The organism is Convivina praedatoris (assembly GCF_933208495.1).
In the GTDB taxonomy this organism is placed as follows: Bacteria; Bacillota; Bacilli; order Lactobacillales; family Lactobacillaceae; genus Convivina; species Convivina praedatoris.
This window is the reverse complement of the sequence record NZ_CAKOET010000002.1, coordinates 269,010-286,954: the sequence shown is the minus strand read 5'-3', so window position 1 is coordinate 286,954 and position 17,945 is coordinate 269,010. Positions and strand designations below refer to the sequence as shown.

At 40.0% G+C, this 17,945-nt stretch carries 20 protein-coding genes; all 20 read right to left on the bottom strand.

The window, feature by feature from the left end; translation table 11 throughout:
• Positions 1-10: 10 nt before the first annotated feature.
• The gene (locus tag M4974_RS03135; RefSeq protein ID WP_248706049.1) at positions 11-1,117 is read right to left on the bottom strand and encodes a sensor histidine kinase; all 1,107 of its coding nucleotides are present in this window, start codon (positions 1,115-1,117) and stop codon (positions 11-13) included.
• A 6-nt stretch (positions 1,118-1,123) separates the two neighbouring features.
• A complete protein-coding gene (locus M4974_RS03130; protein WP_089938383.1) occupies positions 1,124-1,813 on the bottom strand; it encodes a response regulator transcription factor in 690 nt (229 codons plus the stop codon).
• A 97-nt stretch (positions 1,814-1,910) separates the two neighbouring features.
• The gene (locus M4974_RS03125) at positions 1,911-2,456 is read right to left on the bottom strand and encodes a DUF177 domain-containing protein (RefSeq protein WP_248706048.1); all 546 of its coding nucleotides are present in this window, start codon (positions 2,454-2,456) and stop codon (positions 1,911-1,913) included.
• Positions 2,457-2,471: 15 nt separating this feature from the next.
• Positions 2,472-3,638: a nucleotidyltransferase gene (locus M4974_RS03120; RefSeq protein ID WP_248706047.1), complete on the bottom strand. Its 1,167-nt coding sequence runs from the start codon at positions 3,636-3,638 to the stop codon at positions 2,472-2,474.
• A complete protein-coding gene (locus M4974_RS03115; protein ID WP_248706046.1) occupies positions 3,635-4,405 on the bottom strand; it encodes a class I SAM-dependent DNA methyltransferase in 771 nt (256 codons plus the stop codon). Before M4974_RS03115 ends, M4974_RS03120 begins: the two co-directional genes overlap by 4 nt.
• Positions 4,406-4,437: 32 nt before the next feature.
• A complete protein-coding gene (rsfS, locus tag M4974_RS03110; RefSeq protein ID WP_248706045.1) occupies positions 4,438-4,806 on the bottom strand; it encodes a ribosome silencing factor in 369 nt (122 codons plus the stop codon).
• Positions 4,807-4,821: 15 nt separating this feature from the next.
• Positions 4,822-5,397, bottom strand: coding sequence for a bis(5'-nucleosyl)-tetraphosphatase (symmetrical) YqeK (yqeK, locus tag M4974_RS03105; RefSeq protein ID WP_248706044.1), 576 nt, complete (start codon positions 5,395-5,397; stop codon positions 4,822-4,824).
• Positions 5,398-5,419: 22 nt separating this feature from the next.
• Positions 5,420-5,734 carry a ribosome assembly RNA-binding protein YhbY gene (gene yhbY, locus M4974_RS03100; protein ID WP_248706043.1) on the bottom strand — a complete coding sequence of 105 codons (315 nt, stop codon included), beginning with the start codon at positions 5,732-5,734 and terminating at the stop codon, positions 5,420-5,422.
• Positions 5,734-6,873 (bottom strand): ribosome biogenesis GTPase YqeH, encoded by a 1,140-nt coding sequence (gene yqeH, locus M4974_RS03095; protein ID WP_248706042.1) that lies wholly within the window; start codon positions 6,871-6,873, stop codon positions 5,734-5,736. Before yqeH ends, yhbY begins: the two co-directional genes overlap by 1 nt.
• Positions 6,863-7,399, bottom strand: a complete 537-nt coding sequence (locus M4974_RS03090; protein ID WP_248706041.1) for a YqeG family HAD IIIA-type phosphatase — start codon at positions 7,397-7,399, stop codon at positions 6,863-6,865. Before M4974_RS03090 ends, yqeH begins: the two co-directional genes overlap by 11 nt.
• A 102-nt stretch (positions 7,400-7,501) precedes the next feature.
• Complete coding sequence (locus tag M4974_RS03085) at positions 7,502-8,122, bottom strand: aggregation-promoting factor C-terminal-like domain-containing protein (protein WP_248706040.1); 621 nt, start codon at positions 8,120-8,122, stop codon at positions 7,502-7,504.
• 139 nt (positions 8,123-8,261) lie between these two features.
• Entirely contained in the window at positions 8,262-9,581 is a 1,320-nt protein-coding gene (locus M4974_RS03080) for an APC family permease (RefSeq protein ID WP_248706039.1), read from the bottom strand.
• 126 nt (positions 9,582-9,707) lie between these two features.
• On the bottom strand, positions 9,708-10,859 hold the full coding sequence (locus M4974_RS03075; RefSeq protein WP_248706038.1) for a PTS sugar transporter subunit IIC: 1,152 nt from the start codon (positions 10,857-10,859) through the stop codon (positions 9,708-9,710).
• A 62-nt stretch (positions 10,860-10,921) separates the two neighbouring features.
• The gene (locus M4974_RS03070) at positions 10,922-11,917 is read right to left on the bottom strand and encodes a D-2-hydroxyacid dehydrogenase (protein WP_248706037.1); all 996 of its coding nucleotides are present in this window, start codon (positions 11,915-11,917) and stop codon (positions 10,922-10,924) included.
• 87 nt (positions 11,918-12,004) lie between these two features.
• Positions 12,005-12,607 carry an ATP-dependent Clp protease proteolytic subunit gene (locus M4974_RS03065; RefSeq protein WP_248706036.1) on the bottom strand — a complete coding sequence of 201 codons (603 nt, stop codon included), beginning with the start codon at positions 12,605-12,607 and terminating at the stop codon, positions 12,005-12,007.
• 93 nt (positions 12,608-12,700) lie between these two features.
• Complete coding sequence (whiA, locus tag M4974_RS03060; RefSeq protein WP_248706035.1) at positions 12,701-13,645, bottom strand: DNA-binding protein WhiA; 945 nt, start codon at positions 13,643-13,645, stop codon at positions 12,701-12,703.
• Position 13,646: 1 nt separating this feature from the next.
• Positions 13,647-14,612 (bottom strand): gluconeogenesis factor YvcK family protein, encoded by a 966-nt coding sequence (locus M4974_RS03055; RefSeq protein ID WP_248706034.1) that lies wholly within the window; start codon positions 14,610-14,612, stop codon positions 13,647-13,649.
• A gap of 88 nt (positions 14,613-14,700) precedes the next feature.
• On the bottom strand, positions 14,701-15,309 hold the full coding sequence (locus M4974_RS03050) for a JAB domain-containing protein (protein WP_248706033.1): 609 nt from the start codon (positions 15,307-15,309) through the stop codon (positions 14,701-14,703).
• A 34-nt stretch (positions 15,310-15,343) separates the two neighbouring features.
• Positions 15,344-16,738: an MFS transporter gene (locus M4974_RS03045; protein WP_248706032.1), complete on the bottom strand. Its 1,395-nt coding sequence runs from the start codon at positions 16,736-16,738 to the stop codon at positions 15,344-15,346.
• Positions 16,717-17,910, bottom strand: a complete 1,194-nt coding sequence (locus M4974_RS03040; RefSeq protein ID WP_248706031.1) for a bifunctional folylpolyglutamate synthase/dihydrofolate synthase — start codon at positions 17,908-17,910, stop codon at positions 16,717-16,719. The genes M4974_RS03045 and M4974_RS03040 overlap by 22 nt, the downstream gene beginning before the upstream one ends.
• Positions 17,911-17,945: the final 35 nt, after the last annotated feature.

Here is a 17,945-nt window from a genome sequence, read left to right as displayed (position 1 = left end):
TTTTCATATATTAAAGTGGTGAGTTTTCGTCACTAGTTGGTTCCGATACCAAAGGTAAGCGAATCGTAAAAATTGAGCCAGAACCTAGCGCACTTTCAACGGTAATTTCACCGCCATATGCCTTAACTAAGCGCTCTGCAATACTAAGGCCTAGACCATTGCCTCCTTTTTCACGGGAACGAGCCCGATCAACTCGGTAAAACCGATTAAAGACTCGAGCCAAGTCTTCGGATTCAATTCCTTCTCCAAAATCTTGGACACCAATTTCAACCCGAGTAGCAGATTTAGAAAGAGCAAAGTGAATTTCTTTTCGGTCAGTTGAATACTTAATGGCATTGTCAGCTAGAATAATAATAATTTGTTCCAAATGATCTTGGCGAATATTTACCAGGGCAGGCTGCACTAAGTCATCATCAAAGGTTAAGATGAAATCTGGATGTAACATCTTAAAGTCATTGAAGGTCCGGTGAACAACCCCATCAACATCAGTAATTTGATTAACATTCTCGACTGGTACTTGTTCGGCACGAGTCAAGTTTAGCATCTCATTAATTAACGTTTCCATCCGCTTAACTTCCGATAAGGTTGATTGAATCGAATCAGCTAAAACCTCTGGATCATCCTTACCCCATCGATTCAACATTTCCATGTGCCCTTTAACCACCGCCACTGGCGTGCGTAATTCGTGTGACACATCGGAAACAAATTGTTGTTGCGCACCAATCAAATCCTGCAAACGATCAATCATTCGATTTAATATTCGACTTAAATCGGATAATTCATCATCAGGGCCTATTTTAGGGATGCGTTCTGGGGTCATAGGATCACTTTCAAACGCTTGAATTGTTTTTTCAATCACCGTAACTGGAGAAACAATAATTTTGGTAATCCAAGATGACACCAGAAAGACAATCAGGGCACCCAAAATGGCAATCAGCCACATCCAGTGTGATAAGGCCTTCGGCATAACACCATAGTGCTGCTGTAAAATAATAATTACTGCCGCTACAAATAGGCAACAAGTAAGAAAAAAAACCAAAGCCATCCCCAAAGACAACTGCCAACGCAGTGAAAAACGGAAAGACGCTTTAGTTTTTTGATCTTGATTTTCAATCATTTATCGTTAGCTCCGCATTACATAACCAGTGCCACGTACAGTTTGGATATATGATGCCTTACTGTCAGGGTCATCAATCTTATTACGTAAGTAACGAATATATACATCCACAACATTGGTTTCAACACCTGAATCAAATCCCCAAACTTCCTTGAGTAGTTGTTCACGGGACTGAACCACGTTAATATTTTCTACTAAGATTAATAGTAAATCATATTCACGCTTAGTCAAATTAATAATCTGATCACCACGACGAGCGATGCGGTTTTCTTTTTCAATCTTAAGATCTTTAAAATTAATAACTGAACGATGCTTATCGCTGGACTCTGTTTCAATCGTAATCCGACGTAACAATGAACGAACCCGAGCTAATAATTCCTCAATGGCAAAGGGTTTGACAACATAGTCATCAGCCCCATAGTCCAGGCCAGATACACGGTCAATGACAGAATCACGCGCTGTCATCATAATAATTGGTGTACGCTTCACTTCTCTAAGCCGTCGAGCAACTTCTAGTCCATTTAATTCTGGCAACATTAAATCTAATAAAATTACATCAAAATCATTCTTCGTAGCCATCTCTAAACCATCACGGCCATTGTCTACCGTTTGGACGTCATATCCTTCATGTTTGAGTTCTAAGGCGACGAACTTTGCCAAATTTTCCTCGTCCTCAACAATCAATACTTTACTCATAATCACCTCTATTTTTAAATTTATACTTTAAGCTAATTTCTTAACAATCTACCCTATCACATTTTATAGTTATTTTATAATAATTACAATATTTTTCTCATTTTTCGAAGAAATCATTTAACTTAGCCCAACGCGGATCTTCAACATCCTCAAGAGCTTCAACCGGCTGTTCATCATAATTACTTTCACTAATAACTTGCCAATCATTTCCCTTAGGAAATTCTTGATTGGCTGCTTCGGCTGGTGTTAATACCTGACTAGGAAACATCGCGACTAGGTTATCCAAAACAACTTGATCAACATCCAATTGGTCATTTTCTAATAGGAAAACCGCCTCATCTTCTTCAAACTGATTTAATTGTTCTTGCTTACCCACGTAGCGTTCCTGAATGTTTAAATCAATTGGCAATGAAACTGGCTCCATTGATCGGGTCGATGGCAATACCACCTCACCACTAACCTGAACAGTCAAACTGATGATATCACTGGCATTATATTGCACTTTACCAATCACTTTTAAGGGTAAAATTTCTAAAATTAAATCTGAAAAACGTTCTTGGACTAATGCCGATAAACCTAGCTCCGTATCGAGTAGTAAAGGGTTCTCCTGATATTTGACTAATTGCTTTTTAGCTAATTTCATTTTTATAACTCCTTTTTAAAGTTGGATGGGGGCATGTCCAACGTCTTGTTCTTCCGTAGCTTGGTTAGCCAATAACTGCCACACTTTCCCGGCTTTATAATCCAACCTTAAATTAGCTTTGGCTAAGGACATATCTACTCGGCTAATAATCGGTAAAGTGGCTTCGCGTTTAATACTATTCAAATATTGTTGGCCTTGGGCTGTGAAACCTAAAATTCTCAAATAGGGATCCTGCATGGCCGCCTGCATTTGATCAACTTTAATATTAAGCAAAGTATACAACAAAGTTCGCTGAATTCTAGCAAAAGTATACCGTTTTGATTTGACTGACTTAATAAAGGACTGATAGGACTGTGGCCCTTGTTTAGCAGCTGCGGTAGCGGCCAAACGATGTTCTAATCCTTCAGCCATTTGATAAACCTGACCCAATTGGCCAACAGTGTCGGTCAATAAGCGGTACTGTAATAATTGCCAAAATGGTGCTTCAAAATCAATGGTATTTGCGTTATTTTGTACAGCGTCAAAGGTGTTTTCAGGTACAACTGGTACTATTTTTTCTAACTTATGTTTATGTAAAGCTAGCCGAATAGAAGAAGCTGAAGCAATCACCTGATCGGGCCCAAAATCATTATCATGATAACCGGCCTGTTGACGGACAATTGGCCATAATTGTATATCGACTTGCAACTCTAAAACTGCCCGAGCGTATCCAAAGGCCAAAATATCATTAGGTTCCTTAATCTCAAAACCAGTGGTATCGGCTAGTTGCTGGGCATAGGAGCTAGCAAAGGTTTGATTTCGGTTAGTAAAATTCTGACCTTGATTAACCTCAGGAGCTTGCTTTGCTAAGGAAATAAAATCAATATCTGGATTTTCACTACCAAAGACAATGTCATGAATTCCTAAAGCAGCTAATAAGCGTACAGCTCCTTCTGCAAAAAGATGGCTAGGCTGTACCGCATAAAATACTGGTAGCTCAACTACTACATCAACGCCGGCTTCTAATGCTAATTTAGTCCGGGTCCACTTATCTAACAAAGCCGGTTCGCCCCGTTGTACAAAATTACCAGACATAACGGCCACAACGACATCAGCTCCAGTAATTTTTTTAGCTTGGGCAATATGATAACGATGTCCATTATGGAAGGGATTATATTCAACAATTAAACCAACAGCCTTCATTTGATATCCCCCTTGCTGGCTTTAAAGAACCAGCGCGTTGTTTTCAAATTTGGGACTGCTTGACCAAAGTCAGCACTAATTTCAATTTGGTTAAACCCAATTTTTTGTAATAATTCGTAATAAACAGCTTGCTCATAACTTTGTTCATGATGAACTTCTCGTAAAAGATTAAAGGCATCAAGTTCTTCATTGTAGGTGAAGAATTTTAGATCATGATCAACGCTGTTTTCATTTTCACCAGGGAAACTAGTCCACATAAAAATATTCTCTGGATTATCATCATTGTTATAACAATAATTGTCATAACCAACGTTAACTTGATAGGGCGTAATCACATCAAATAGAAATATACCACTAGGTGTTAAATGGTCAAAAACCTGTCGAAGAGCATCCTCTAAATCCTCCAAATTAGGTAAGTAGTTTAAACTATCAGCAAAACTAGTGATAATTGGATATTGAGTAGGCCAGTCACTGAAATCGCGCATATCCCCTTCTAATAGACGGGGACTAACGCCAGCTTGTTCGGCATGAGTTTGAGCTAATTGCAACATATTAGGCGATAAGTCTAATAAATCCACCTGATAGCCAGCTTGCTCCAGTAAAACTGCTAACCGGCCAGCACCCCCACCCAAATCAAGTAAGGGACTTGGATTAGTCATGTCCTGGACATATTGAGCCCAAGCTTGGTACATATCGTTATCAAACAACTCATCGTAACTTTTTGCAAAGGTTGTAAAATTGTCTTCCATTTGATTACCTTTTGTCATACAAAAAGCTGAAGTTCACTACTTCAGCTCTTTTAATCTGCCTGTAAAAATTCTGATATATCAACCAACGGCGCATCGTACCAAAGCTTTTCAAGGTTATAAAAATCACGGTGCTCACTGTCAAAAATATGAACAATCACATCGCCGAGATCAACCAAAACCCACTGTGCTACCTGAAAACCTTCAATAAAGCGAACTGTTCCGCCGGCCTCCTCATATTTATCTTTTAATTCATTGACAATCGCTTGGACTTGCCGATTTGATGGTGCTTCGGCAATGACAAAATAATCAGCCATTAATGAAACTGGCCCCATATCAAGAGCCACAATATCATTAGCCTTTTTACTGTCAATGGCTTTAACGGCAATTTCTAGTTCTTTTTTTGCATTTAATTCAGTCATGATTTCCCTTTCAGATTACTGAGTGACCCAATAATTATATGTGGTCAGTGACTTAGGATAGATTGGCCGTTCATTTTTAGCCAAATATGCTAAAGTGTGAACAACTTGAAAACGAACTCCTTGACCTAAATCCTCATCAGTGATGGTTCGCGCTGCTTGCACTCCTGGAAAATCACGATCACTTTCTAAATAGTCGGCCATAAAAATAACCTGCGATAGTTTAGACATATTAGCCCCGGCACCAGTAGTATGGTCGCGCACCGCTTGTAAAATCAATGAATCGGTAATATCCAATTCATCTTTAATTATTTCGGCTCCGACAATGCCATGCCATACTGGATTCCCCCAATTAACTAAATCAGGATCAAGATGCTTAGCGCTGATTACCGCTAAAAATTCAGCATTAGAGCGTTCTTTAGCATAATCATGCACTAAGCCAGCCACAGCAGCTTGCTCTGAATCAATTTTATTTTGAATTGCTAGTTTCTGCGCATAATCACGAACTCGCAAACAGTGTTCAAAACGTTTCCTAGAAAGCTGATGAGCCACTTTAGCTTCTAACTCAGCCATACTGCCACTATAATACTTCATACTACCTTCCCAAATAAAACTTTTATAATTTGGCGACTAAAGGAGAAAGCTTAGCATATTTTTCTTCTTTAGCTGGCAAGTACAAGACCGCCGTCCGGCCAATCGTTTGGACGACGGTGATCTCAGAGTGCTGGTGTAAAAATTCTGCCAAATCTTTCACATCTACTTCAGCCGTTTGCTGAATTGATACTTTAATTAGCTCCCGCTTAGCTAGTGCAGCCACAACTTCGTTAACCCATTGTTGGTTCAACCCATTTTTTCCAATTGAAAAAATCGGGGACAAGGGGTTGGCACTGGCCCTTAAGTAACGTTTTTGTTTTCCTGATAATTTTTGCATTAAATCATAGCCCTTCGTACTGTAACCGAGACACCCTTGGGCGCCCATCCGGCAATTCGTATACCAGCTGGCAACACAATCCAGCCCAAACCAGCAAATACGAGATCAGTTTTTTCATTTGTATTAAATTCATATTTAACTAAGGAACTCAAATTAGGCTCCGTTGGCTGTAATAAGTTTCCCGCATGCTTTTGATAGAATTCATCAGCGCCTACCAACTTAGTACGATGAAGCGGTAAATTATTCTCAAAATATGCTGTGACAGCGCTACGAGGCCCCTTTTCAAAATCAAATCGCGCTAACCCACCAATAAAAATAGTTTGTTGGTCATTTAGTTGGTAAGTACGTGGTTTGATTTCATTTTTAGGTAGGGCATACTTTAAGTCGTGACTATCTAGACGATGCGCCATTTGATCACTCTTGATAATTCCAGGTGTATCAATTAATTTTTGACCATCAGTCAAAGGAATTTCAATCTTGTCTAAGGTTGTTCCAGGAAAACGAGATGTAGTGATTAATTCTTGGACACCCATCGTTGATTTAATAATTTGGTTGATAAAAGTTGACTTACCCACATTGGTTGTACCCACAACATAAACATCTTGCCCCTGACGTAAATCTTCAATTTTTTGCAAAATTGCATCTAAGTTTTGGGGATGGATTGCTGAGGTCAAGACAATATCAACTGGATCAATTCCACTATCTTTAAGCTGGTCCTTTAACCATTGTTTTAATCGGTTCGCTTTTAAAGATTTTGGCAGCAAATCGACCTTATTTGCTACTACTAATATCGGATTTGACTTACCAACAAAACGGGGAAGCCCATCGATCAAGGAACCACTGATATCAAATACATCGACCACATAAACGATTAATGATTTGGTACTTGATATTTGGTGAAGGATACGCGCAAAGTCATCATCCGTTAATTCTACGGGTTGAATCTCATTATAATGGCGCAAACGAAAACAACGTTTGCACAAAAGCTGATCGCTTTCTAATGATTTTTTTAAAGCACTAATTGGTAAATAACCAGATTGTGTTGCTTTTGTGGTTTGCATACGCGCCCCACAGCCAATACAATATAAACCTTTTTCTAGTTCTTGCTGAATTGTTTCATCGGAGATTTCAGTTGTCACGAAGCGTTTTCTCCCATTTCAGGTTCGGGTTGTGTTTAAAAATAATTTTTTTAGCCTGGGTTTCGATACTGCGGTTTAACCAAGTCTGCCACATATCAGAATCAATTAATCTTTTAACCAAGACACTGCGTATTCCAGCTAAATGGGCAGCCCAAACGTCAGTTAACATTTGATCACCAACCATGATTACCTCTTGGGGCTGTAAATGTCGTTGGCGCATCACAGCCAAAATACCTCTTGGTAAGGGTTTTAAAGACCAGGCCACAAAGTCAATATTTAACGCATCAACGGCTTTAGCTACTCGTTTATTAGTATTATTAGAAATAACAATTAGCTCAATTCCGCCCTGCTTGAGATCCTGTAACCACTGATGTAGTTCAGGCGTCCCATCAGGATTATTCCAAGCCAAAAGAGTGTTATCCAAATCAGTTAAAACGGTCGTAATCCCGTGGTTACGCAGCTCTTCCACTGTTAAATCATAAATTGAATCTACCATGTAGGTCGGAGTTAAAAATTTTAATTGCATAACCATCACCAATTCTTCATTCCTCTGTAATTATACTATAGATAGCGTTTTCCTTCTAACCAAATAAAAAACGCCCTAACATGGGACGCTTTTACAATTATTTTAGTACCAACCATTGGTTTGAAAATGGCCAACTGCATTATCAACGGAACCATAACGATCGGCGATATAACCTTGCATGGCTGATAATTGCACATCGTAGTTACCACGGTAATCTTGTCCAGGAGCATAAGTCGCATAGGCGCTTTCAGATAACTGACCAATACCATGCATACTACCATTTTGGGCGTTGGGATTACCACCACTTTCACGCTCAATTAACCACTGCAAGTTACCACCAGCTGCTTTAGCTGGTGCGGCTGCTGTAGCAACTGAATTAACTGGTGTAACGACCGGTTCAGCCACAGCCTTAGTGGTTGTTTCTGAACTAGCAGTATTACTAACAGTTTGAGTGTCGTTAACAGCTCTAGCATTATTTTGATTAGTAGCACTGTTGTCATCAGTATCGTTAACTAAACTATCACCGTTAACCGGTGCTGATAGTTGAAGCGCTTGAACATTGTTCAAAGAATTTACGGCTGAATTTACTTCCCCGTTGTCAACTACGGCATGAACCTTAGTTGTTTTATTTGAATGCGTTGCAGGCGTTCCTGATTGGGCACCACCCAAAGTTAGAACCACCGCGGCCATAGCAATTGTACTGTATAAAATTTTATTTATCATAATGGATTTATTTTGCCGTTTTTATATAACAGTAGCATTACACTGAGTTACAAAACGATAACATTAAACAGTTTATGAAACTTTTTAACAAAAAATGTATAGAAAAATAGGCTAAAAATCTAATTTAGCCTATTGTGAATTATTTTTGTTTATGACGTAGGTTCAGTAAGACCGGATAGCCCAGCAAAACAATCAAAACCGAAATAAGGACGCCCTGAAAATCATGCATGATTTCAGAAACTTCAATATATAAGGAACCTACAATCGCCACAATCGGTACCAGCGGATATAGTGGCATCGAGAAACTACGATTTAATCCCTGTGGATCTCGTTTTCTTAGGATAAAGGTGCCAGCTAACACTAAAATATAGAACAAGAATGTCACAAAGACAGCATAGTTGGATAACTGATCAGGGTTAGTGAAGAAAATCATCAAAAAGGCAATCCCAATCATCAACCAAATCGCTGCGTTTGGTGTTTTAGAACGATGATGAAGGCTTCTAAAAATATTAGCAAACAAGAAATCGCCATTATCAGCCATCGCATAGAGGACACGCGGAAAAGAAACCACCTTACCATTTAAAGTCCCCAACAATGAGATCAAAATTGCGACACTAAGGAGTCGACCTCCCCAGTAGCCAAAAGCATTGGTCGCCATGGCTAGGGTTGTATTTTCACCCAAGCTAGCAATCTGATTGGCGGTAAGACTACGATAAACGCCAAAACTAACCCCAACATATGCCACAATCACTAGCAGAATACCAAAAACAATCGCTCGCGGTAAGGTCTTTTGCGGGTTCTTAATTTCCCCACTGATATTAGCCAGCGTGACCCAACCATCATAGGCAAATAAAGTAGCTAAGACAGCTACCCCGAAACCACCACCACTAGTATGACCGATAGCTGTGACCGTTTGGCCCAAGGCGTCATGATGGCCAAAGAATAGGCCAAAAACAATTAATGCAATAATTGGTAATAGTTTAATAACCGTAGTTACCATCTGGAAACCGGCACTAAAGCGATTAGGAATTGAATTAATCAAACCCACGCATGCTAAGGCGGCCATCCCAATCCAAATTGAATAGTGACTAGGCAAGTCAAACATGGCCACAAATAAAACGCCGAAATAGGCTGAAATTGCCCCCATCATGGCTGGGCCGTAAAAGACTACCTGCATCCAACCAGCTAAGTATCCCAATGTCCGGCCATAAAGCTGCTCAATATAATGGTAAATACCACCAGTTTTAGCCATTTGAGAACCGACCTCAGCTACGCTCATCCCCGAAGCTAAGGTTAAAATTCCTCCGGCAAACCAGGCCCACATAGCCGTGGTCGTATTACCAGCAACCTGTAAAACACTCCCTTGTTTAAAAAAGATTCCTGATCCAATAATAGTCCCAATGACCAGCGACAGTGATGCCCACAGCCCAAAACCGCGGTGTAATTGTTGTTTTTCCATCACACTCAAACTCCCTATTTCTAGTCTAATAGCTTTTATTCTATCACGGCGATTTATAGTTGGGGATACTTTTCTAATTTTCCCCATAAAAAAAGCTAGATATAAGTATCTAGCTTACTAAACAAATTATAATTCTTGCTTAAAATCACTTGGTTGATAAAGCTTTAACCACTTGCAGCAAATCCACTGAGCAATGAAGCCGGCAATTACCGGTACTACAAGCCAAGCAATCACCGCAACAACGGGCGTAATAAAATGATTCATCACATCCAATGGTACGGCCGGATCTTTAATCATTGACTGAATTGGTGATACCAAACCAATATAACCAAATCCTGCTGTGGTAGGCGTTCCTTGAATATTAAACAAGGCAACCGGAATACCGCTCAAAGCTGCAGTAATCAAAAATGGCACAATTGTAACTGGCTTAGCAAAAACTGAAGGCATCATCCCCTTCATAGCACCCAAAGCAATAGCCAAAGTAGTTCCACGCTTATTAACCTGCCAAGAGTTAATTAGCAAGACCACTGTCGTTGCCACAACACCCATCGCAGCAGCTCCCGAGCCAATCCCATGCAAGCTAATGGCTAAAGCAATTCCCACCGTAGAAACCGGCGTAATAATAATGATAGCAAAGGCCATAGCAATCAAGATTGCCATTGGAATTGGTGCTAATTTGGTAAAAAGCTCAACCCCATCGCCAATCCAAGTTGTTAAATGTCCAACATAAGGTGCTATGGTCTTACCAACGAGACCAACACCACCACCAACTAAAATTGGGCTCAAAATAATAGCAATAGAACCGAATCCGTCTAGATATCGAGCGATTAACCAGGTAACCAAAACTGCTAAACCAGCAACAATCATGGCATTAATCACGTCCCCAGCACCATTGGCAACAAACAAGCGAGTTGGTACTTTGACAGCCTGTGAGGTCATTGGATGTAGCGCACCTTTAGCCAGCATCACCCATTGAATTGAGTTTGAAGCGGCCATGGTTGCAATTGCTACCACCCCAGTATCCAGACTCTTCATGTGGAATTGCATCGCAACTGCCATTCCAATCAAAAATGGAATCATTGATGTAAACAAGGTCAGGATGGCTGTAAAATTAGCTCCTAAAGCAGTATTGCCAAGTCCTGAAAAATGGATAATATATTTCATTACCGCTGAAGGCAAAACCCCAATCAAAATTCCTTGGGCTGAACCACTCAAAACCTTAAAGAAAAACTCTTTTACGGTGAAGCGACTCTCACCGTTAAAAGTAGCATCTGACATTTTTATTCTCCCTCTCCAAAAACAGTAAAAAACCCCGCTAGCCGGGGAAATTTCACTGATACTTAGTACTTAACAGCAATTGCTGGAGTCTCCCCCTTGGCAAAGGCAACTGCTGCATCAAACGATTGGTGAACCATTTCTTGAACAGCCTTAGTTGTGTAGAAAGCAATGTGTGGTGTTACTAACACATTGTCACGAGCAATTAAGTCAGCAATCTTTGGATCAGGGAATTCTTTACCTTCCCAATCCTTGTTGAACAAACCAACTTCGTTTTCGTAAACATCCATAGCAAAGTCGGCAATTTTACCTGAATTTAAACCATCAATTACGGCATCTAAATCCATTAAGTTTCCACGAGCTACGTTTACCAAAACCACGCCATCTTTCATCTTGGCGATTGAATCAGCGTTAATCAAGTGCTGGTTTTCAGGAACACCAGGAACATAAAGTGAAATGGCATCAGCTTGAGCAAATAACTCATCTAAGCTATCAACATAAAGTCCCTCAGCTTGAAGCTCAGCATTAGGATATTTATCGTAAGCAATAACCTTGGCACCAAAGCCCTTCAAAATATTAATTGCTACACGACCAATGTGTCCAGTTCCAATAATTCCAACTGTTTGCATCCGCATTTCACGACCAATCGTTGGGGCCCAACGCAAATCATGACGTACAACCTTTTCATCCATTGGCTTAGTACGACGTAACAAACGAGAAAGCTGAATCATTGAATGTTCAGCAATCGCATTTGGAGAATAAACTGGCACGTTTGAGATATTGAACTTTAATTCACGGGCAGCATCGAAATCAATGTTATCAGTTCCAACGTTACGCAATGACAAGTTCGTTACACCTACAGCAGCCAAAGCTTCCAAAGTTTCACGAGTATAGTCTAATTGTTGATAAACTACAGCTGAATCTGCCCCGGCAGCCAACTTAGCTGTTTCGGGTGTCAATAATTCTTGAGTATAATCAACCTCGATTTCAGGATTAGCAGCTTCCCAATCCTTCAAAGAAGGCTTCTCATCATCACGAATTCCATAAGCAAAAATCTTCATTGTATCCTCCTGATATAACGCGGTATGAGTTTTATTTCACAACATCATTATACGCCTGACAGCAGCAAAAAGCATCTATCAGATTGTTTACTTACTAATAGGATTTTGCCCTGATTTTTCTAAAATACCATCAATAAACCCATACTCTAAAGTCTCTTGGGCGCTCATCCAATTATCACGTTCAGTATCGTGGGCAATCGTAGCCAGATCCTTACCAGAAGCATCGGCCAAGATTTTATTTAACTTAGCCCGCGTCTTGGTTAATTGTTCAGCGATGATGGCCATATCGGTTTGTTGCGTACCACCAGCGGCACCACCCATTGGTTGGTGAATCAAATACTCAGCATTGGGTAACATGAAACGATGACCCTTTTCACCTGATGCAGCAATAATGGTGCCCATGGAAGCAGCTAGCCCCATCACAATCGTCGTTACCGGTGCCTTGATAAAGTTCATAGTATCAGTGATTGATAGACCGGCGGTCACCGAACCCCCAGGAGAGTTGATGTACATAGAAATCTCTTTATCAGGGTCTTGGGCTTCTAAGAATAGCAGCTGAGCAACAATTGAAGTGGCCATACCATCTTCAACCTCACCTTGTACTAAAATAATTCGATCCTTTAACAAACGAGAAGGTAAATCATAGCTTTCCCGTCCATTAGCAGTCTGTTCAATTACACCTGGCCACATAATCTATACTCCTTTTATTTTATAATTTAATTTGTCACATTAAACACTCATTATAACGTATTTTATTTGTTTCCAACAATGATCCCTAATTGTTTATAATTTCGACAAATCATACGATTGCCCTGTTTTAATTTTCTCAGCTAAATTAGTTAATTTACGCATCCGATGGTTGGCACCAGACTTACTAATTTCTAAAAGATTGCCTAACTCTCCGAGTGATTCATCTGGATGCTGCCGGCGTGCTTTGGCTAGCGCTTCTAATTTAGGGGGCAAGAGACTTAAACTACCCAGTTCTTGTTCAATCAGAGCAATCTGAGCCAATTGTTTATTGGCCGCAATTGCTGTTTTTTGGATATTAGCTGTTTCCGCATTAACTAAACGATTGACTGAATTACGCATATCTCGCATCATTCGAATATCTTCGTATCGTAACATCGACTGAGTTGCACCAATTGTCGACAAAAAATCCACTATTTTTTCTGCGCGTTTGAGGTAAACGATAAAACCAGTATGCCGATCAATAATTTTAGCTGGCAAAGCAAATTCCTGCATCAAACTTAATAATTGTTCCACCAAGTCTTCATGGTTAGTATAAATTTCCAAATGATAATTTGCTTTTTCTGGGGAATTAACCGAACCAGCAGCCAAAAAAGCGCCGCGTAAAAACGAACGCTTCTTTTTGGGTTGATTTAAAATTCGACTAGGAATTTCTTGATTAATCCCAAAGGGATCCACCCCTAAATCTGCTAAAATTTCATTGACTTGGGTACTTAATCGCACGCCAAAAGATTTATGCTGATTTAAATGTAATTGTTCTGTAACAGTCACTTCAACACTAGCCGTAGGATAAATTTGCTTTAAGAGCGTGTAAATTCGGCGGGCAATCGCCGCATTTTCAGTTTGGATGTTGATAGCTTGGTTAGAACCAAGCTGATTTACTCCATTCATCCGCATTAGTGCGGACAATTCCGCCTTAGCATTGCCGTTATCCACAATTAAGCTGGTCAACTCTTTTTTTACTTCTGCGGCATATGACATATTACAACTCCAAAATTTTCATTAGTTCCGCACTCACCTTTTTACCATCGTGAAAGGCTCCCGCATCGCGTAACTGTAAATAGTCACCGGATAAGGAAATGGCCCCTTGTTTTTGTACACCAATAGGATCTTGAACCACCTGCTGGGAAAGCTCTGTCCACTTTTGATAATCGACAAAGTCGTCTGAAACTGGACTGGCATTGGTTAGGAGGTAATTAATCACTGGTTGGCCAATATGCCGATTCAAGGCTGATAAATGCTGAGCATCAGTATAGGCATCCGTTTCACCCTTTTGGGTCATAATATTAGCAATATAGACTTGTTTGGCCGCTGTTTGCTGAAGGGCTTGACGTACTTCTGGTAAAACCACATTGGGTAAAATTGAAGTAAATAAACTACCCGGTCCATAAACAATCATATCGGCTTCCAAAATGGCATCAACCACATCTGAAGAGGCGTGAACTGTTCGCTGCGAATCTTCATTAGTAACCCAGACTTCTTGAATTACCTTATGAGCCGCTGTAATCTCAGCTTCACCAGTTAATTGCTGTCCATCATCAAAACGAGCATTTAACACAAGTGGCTCATTGGCTACGGGATAAATATGGCCCTTAATTTTTAACAAACTTGATAGCCTTTGTACCGCATCAAAAATATTGCCATACATTTCAGTCATAGCGGCAATTAATAAATTACCAACTGCATGCTGGGCAAAAAAATCGTCTTGGGAGTTAAAACGGTATTGGAAAATTCTCAAGATTTCTGGATCAACATCAGCCATAGCGGCTAAGATATTTCGAATATCCCCAGGTGGCACAATATTAATATAATTGCGCAAAACGCCACTAGATCCGCCATCATCGGCAACAGTCACAATGGCTGACAGATCGACATCATACTTAATTAAGGGGCGGATAATAACTGGTAATCCAGACCCACCCCCAATAATTACAATTTTTGGTTTCATCGTATTTTCAGCTCTTTACTATATTCTTGTCGGTTCATGGTCATTTTACCATTTTTCAAACCGCTTAAAATAAAAAACGTTTAGCGACTTAAGCTAAACGTTCTAATTGCTGATTTTCCACCATGCTCCAATAATCTTGCTGAGAAACAATGAAAGAATCTAAGAGTGGTAAGTTCATAGTTTTACCCAACTGAAATAGTTTTTGAGAGAATGATAAGTCATGCGCTGAAGGATGAACATTCCCACTCGGATGATTGTGAACCATGAGTATCGCATAGGCATTAGCTTTTAAGGCCCGTTGAAAAATCTCACGGGGTGAAGCGGTAACCTGGGTTAGGGTCCCTACAAAAACTACTTCCCAGCCAATTACATTTAACTGTGTATCAACCATGGCTACACAGAGCTGTTCCTGAGCCTGTCCCCCAATTTCTTTTTGAGCAAAATGTCCAAAAGTTGCTGAGTGCTGAGCACTTAATAGTTGGGGACGCCGTGCTTTGATTACTTGCTGCCCAATATTAATACCGAGCAATAAGGCCTGATTAGCCACCGGATTATGGGCAATAAACGCCTGAGCTGTTTCATCATCAATTTCATTAAGACTATAGTCGTGGGGAAAATAACGTTGAAAAGTGTCCAATTCGTGGCGTGGATGATGGCCTAAACTTTCGTAAAATTGTTGTACTTGGGCTAATATCATAACTTGTTTTCTCCTCACAAGTCATAATACGTAGTTAGTCTGCCTTTGTTTGATAACTATTTCGAATCGCAATGATTGAAAAGCAAAAAGCAAAAATCATTAAGAGTAAGTCTAGGCGATAGGTCCAGCTAATGGCAGTTTCAGTCGCTTGAGCAATATTAGTCGATTGACTCTGGAAAGCTGAAATAATCCCAGCTGCCAAAGCAATCCCAATCGCTGCTGAGTAATTATTACTAGCCGCAAAAATTGAATTACCTGCGCTGTGGAATTTACGAGCTACATGGCTAACGGCATTGGTCATGTTATTACCAAACCAGCAACCAGCGCCAAGTTGTACTAAACCAAATCCAAGAGTCATATTCAAAACGGTGAAAGGCATCAATACCATCCACAACATGCCCGCTCCAAATAAACTTAACCCCAGAGCATTAGGTAATTTAGCACCATAACGGTCATATAGATTACCAGACAAAATTGACATAAAGGCAAAGCCAATTGCACCAGGGAAGAGGGCAAAACCAGCGACCTGTGAACTTTGGTGCAAAACTAATTGCAAGCCCATTGGAATAGCATAGTTAAAAGTCAAATTAATCGTTTGAATCGTAAAGGCTGCCGCAACCGCATAAGCAAAAATATTCGATTTAAAAATAGCTAGATCCAGTAATGGATGTGTTTGCTTCCGAGCATAAAGGCAGTAGCCAACCAAACCAAGTAACATAATCGTCAAGGTGATTAAACTAACTGGGTCAGTAAAGCCATTCGAACTAATATGTTCAATGGCTAAAATACCAGACACAAAGAACGCACTAAGTAGAACCCATCCGATTAAATCAAGCCTTTCTTTAACCAAGGAATCTAATTGTTTGATAGTAAACCATCCCAATCCTAGGGATAGAATTTGGACCGGCAAAACCACCCAAAAGACCATGTGCCAACCATAATGTTCGGTTAGAAATCCACCAAAAGCTGGTCCTAAAGCCGGTGCAAAAGAAACGATCAAGGAGGCTAAACCAATCATTGTCCCCCGCTTACGCTCTGGTACCTGTTCAAACACCACATTGTTCATCAATGGTAGGCCAACTCCACCACCAATACCTTGCAAAAGTCGACCAAATAAAATTAGCCAAAAACTATTACTAACTGCATCAATTGCGATTCCAATCACTGAAATAATGCCAGCGACCATAAATTGACTTCGATTAGTAAAATTCTTTTTTAACCAGGGAGACAAAATAATGACTAAACTGGTTAGCAAAATAACTCCAGAAGTTAACCACTGAACCGTAGCTGAATTAACACTTAATTCAGTCATGATGGTTGGAAAACTAACATTTAAAGCCGTTTCAAGCATAATATCAGTAAAACCTAACAAGGCAATTGATAAAATGCTTAAAATTAAACGTAGCGTTAGTTGTTTTTCTGCTGCCATACAACACTCCTTACTTCACTTATAAAATACAAAGATCCAGTAAAAACGGTCAAATCTTTTACAGGAACCTGCAACAATGTAACCCAGTTATCAATCACCGTCAATCCTGACTGATGTTGGAACTGGTCTAGTTTTAAGCTGGGCCGATTATTGACCCCCTCAAAGTTGACTAAAATAATTTTAAATTGATCATCATCAATTAGCTGGGGTAAATATTCACCAATATTTTTATCCGCCAAACTACCAATCACCAGGCGAATTTTACCAGCGTAGCGTTGTTTTAGCGCTGCTACCAAGGCTGTTAAACCAGCAACATTATGGGCGCCATCAATTAAAATATTAGGAGCTATTTTTTCAAAACGGCCGGGAAAATGGCTGGCTGTTAAACCAGCTTCGATAACTGCTTTTGGTAAATCAGGTTGAAGAACTCGCACTGCCGCCACTGCGATTGCCGTATTTTCAACCTGATACTTTCCGGGTAACCCTGGTAAAAACTCACCAGCCTGTCCGGTAATAATTGGTTGTTGGTGCGCCTGAATAATTGGTAGGGTTTCTGATGGTAAATTACCGATTACCACCTGCATATCATCATGGATAATTCCCGCCTTTTGAAGGGCAATTTCACTTAAGGTTTTACCCAAAATTTGACAATGATCATAGGCTAAACTTGTAATAACAGCAATCCGACTGGTAGGCAAAACATTGGTTGAATCATATAAACCACCCAAACCAACTTCAACAACCGCTACATCTAAAGGTTGATTTGCAAAATATAAAATCATAATTGCCGTTAATACCTCAAACTCAGTTGGTCTAAAGTCATTTCCCAACTTTTTTTCGACCGCTTTTACCGCCTGAGCTACTTTTTGGGTATATATGAGCAAATCTGCTGGTTCAATCCATTGGTTATTTACCTGAATACGCTCACGAAAATCCACAACAAAAGGGGAAATAAAGAGCCCAGTTTGATAGCCACCGGCAACTAAAATATGACTAATCATCGTGGCAACTGAGCCCTTCCCATTGGTACCAGCCACATGAATAACAGCTGGTAATTGCTTCTGGGGTTGACCTAAAACAGTCAACAAGTAGTGCATTCGTTTGAGCGTATTCGCTTGGCCATATTTAGGTCGACTATGAATATAATTGATTGCTTCAGCTACTGTTTTCATCGTTTTATATCCTAATGAAAACCGCCCAATAAATG

Bases quoted from the DNA above. Each gene is read 5' to 3' on its own strand.
- M4974_RS03135 (WP_248706049.1), bottom strand. From the start codon at position 1,117: ATGATTGAAAATCAAGATCAAAAAACTAAAGCGTCTTTCCGTTTTTCA.
- M4974_RS03040 (WP_248706031.1), bottom strand. From the start codon at position 17,910: ATGAAAACAGTAGCTGAAGCAATCAATTATATTCATAGTCGACCTAAA.
- yqeK (WP_248706044.1), bottom strand. From the start codon at position 5,397: ATGAAGTATTATAGTGGCAGTATGGCTGAGTTAGAAGCTAAAGTGGCT.
- rsfS (WP_248706045.1), bottom strand. From the start codon at position 4,806: ATGACTGAATTAAATGCAAAAAAAGAACTAGAAATTGCCGTTAAAGCC.
- M4974_RS03090 (WP_248706041.1), bottom strand. From the start codon at position 7,399: ATGCAATTAAAATTTTTAACTCCGACCTACATGGTAGATTCAATTTAT.
- M4974_RS03045 (WP_248706032.1), bottom strand. From the start codon at position 16,738: ATGGCAGCAGAAAAACAACTAACGCTACGTTTAATTTTAAGCATTTTA.
- M4974_RS03075 (WP_248706038.1), bottom strand. From the start codon at position 10,859: ATGTCAGATGCTACTTTTAACGGTGAGAGTCGCTTCACCGTAAAAGAG.
- M4974_RS03055 (WP_248706034.1), bottom strand. From the start codon at position 14,612: ATGAAACCAAAAATTGTAATTATTGGGGGTGGGTCTGGATTACCAGTT.
- M4974_RS03120 (WP_248706047.1), bottom strand. From the start codon at position 3,638: ATGAAGGCTGTTGGTTTAATTGTTGAATATAATCCCTTCCATAATGGA.
- M4974_RS03065 (WP_248706036.1), bottom strand. From the start codon at position 12,607: ATGTGGCCAGGTGTAATTGAACAGACTGCTAATGGACGGGAAAGCTAT.
- M4974_RS03050 (WP_248706033.1), bottom strand. From the start codon at position 15,309: ATGATATTAGCCCAAGTACAACAATTTTACGAAAGTTTAGGCCATCAT.
- M4974_RS03070 (WP_248706037.1), bottom strand. From the start codon at position 11,917: ATGAAGATTTTTGCTTATGGAATTCGTGATGATGAGAAGCCTTCTTTG.
- M4974_RS03130 (WP_089938383.1), bottom strand. From the start codon at position 1,813: ATGAGTAAAGTATTGATTGTTGAGGACGAGGAAAATTTGGCAAAGTTC.
- M4974_RS03125 (WP_248706048.1), bottom strand. From the start codon at position 2,456: ATGAAATTAGCTAAAAAGCAATTAGTCAAATATCAGGAGAACCCTTTA.
- M4974_RS03085 (WP_248706040.1), bottom strand. From the start codon at position 8,122: ATGATAAATAAAATTTTATACAGTACAATTGCTATGGCCGCGGTGGTT.
- yhbY (WP_248706043.1), bottom strand. From the start codon at position 5,734: ATGCAAAAATTATCAGGAAAACAAAAACGTTACTTAAGGGCCAGTGCC.
- M4974_RS03080 (WP_248706039.1), bottom strand. From the start codon at position 9,581: ATGGAAAAACAACAATTACACCGCGGTTTTGGGCTGTGGGCATCACTG.
- whiA (WP_248706035.1), bottom strand. From the start codon at position 13,645: ATGTCATATGCCGCAGAAGTAAAAAAAGAGTTGACCAGCTTAATTGTG.
- M4974_RS03115 (WP_248706046.1), bottom strand. From the start codon at position 4,405: ATGACAAAAGGTAATCAAATGGAAGACAATTTTACAACCTTTGCAAAA.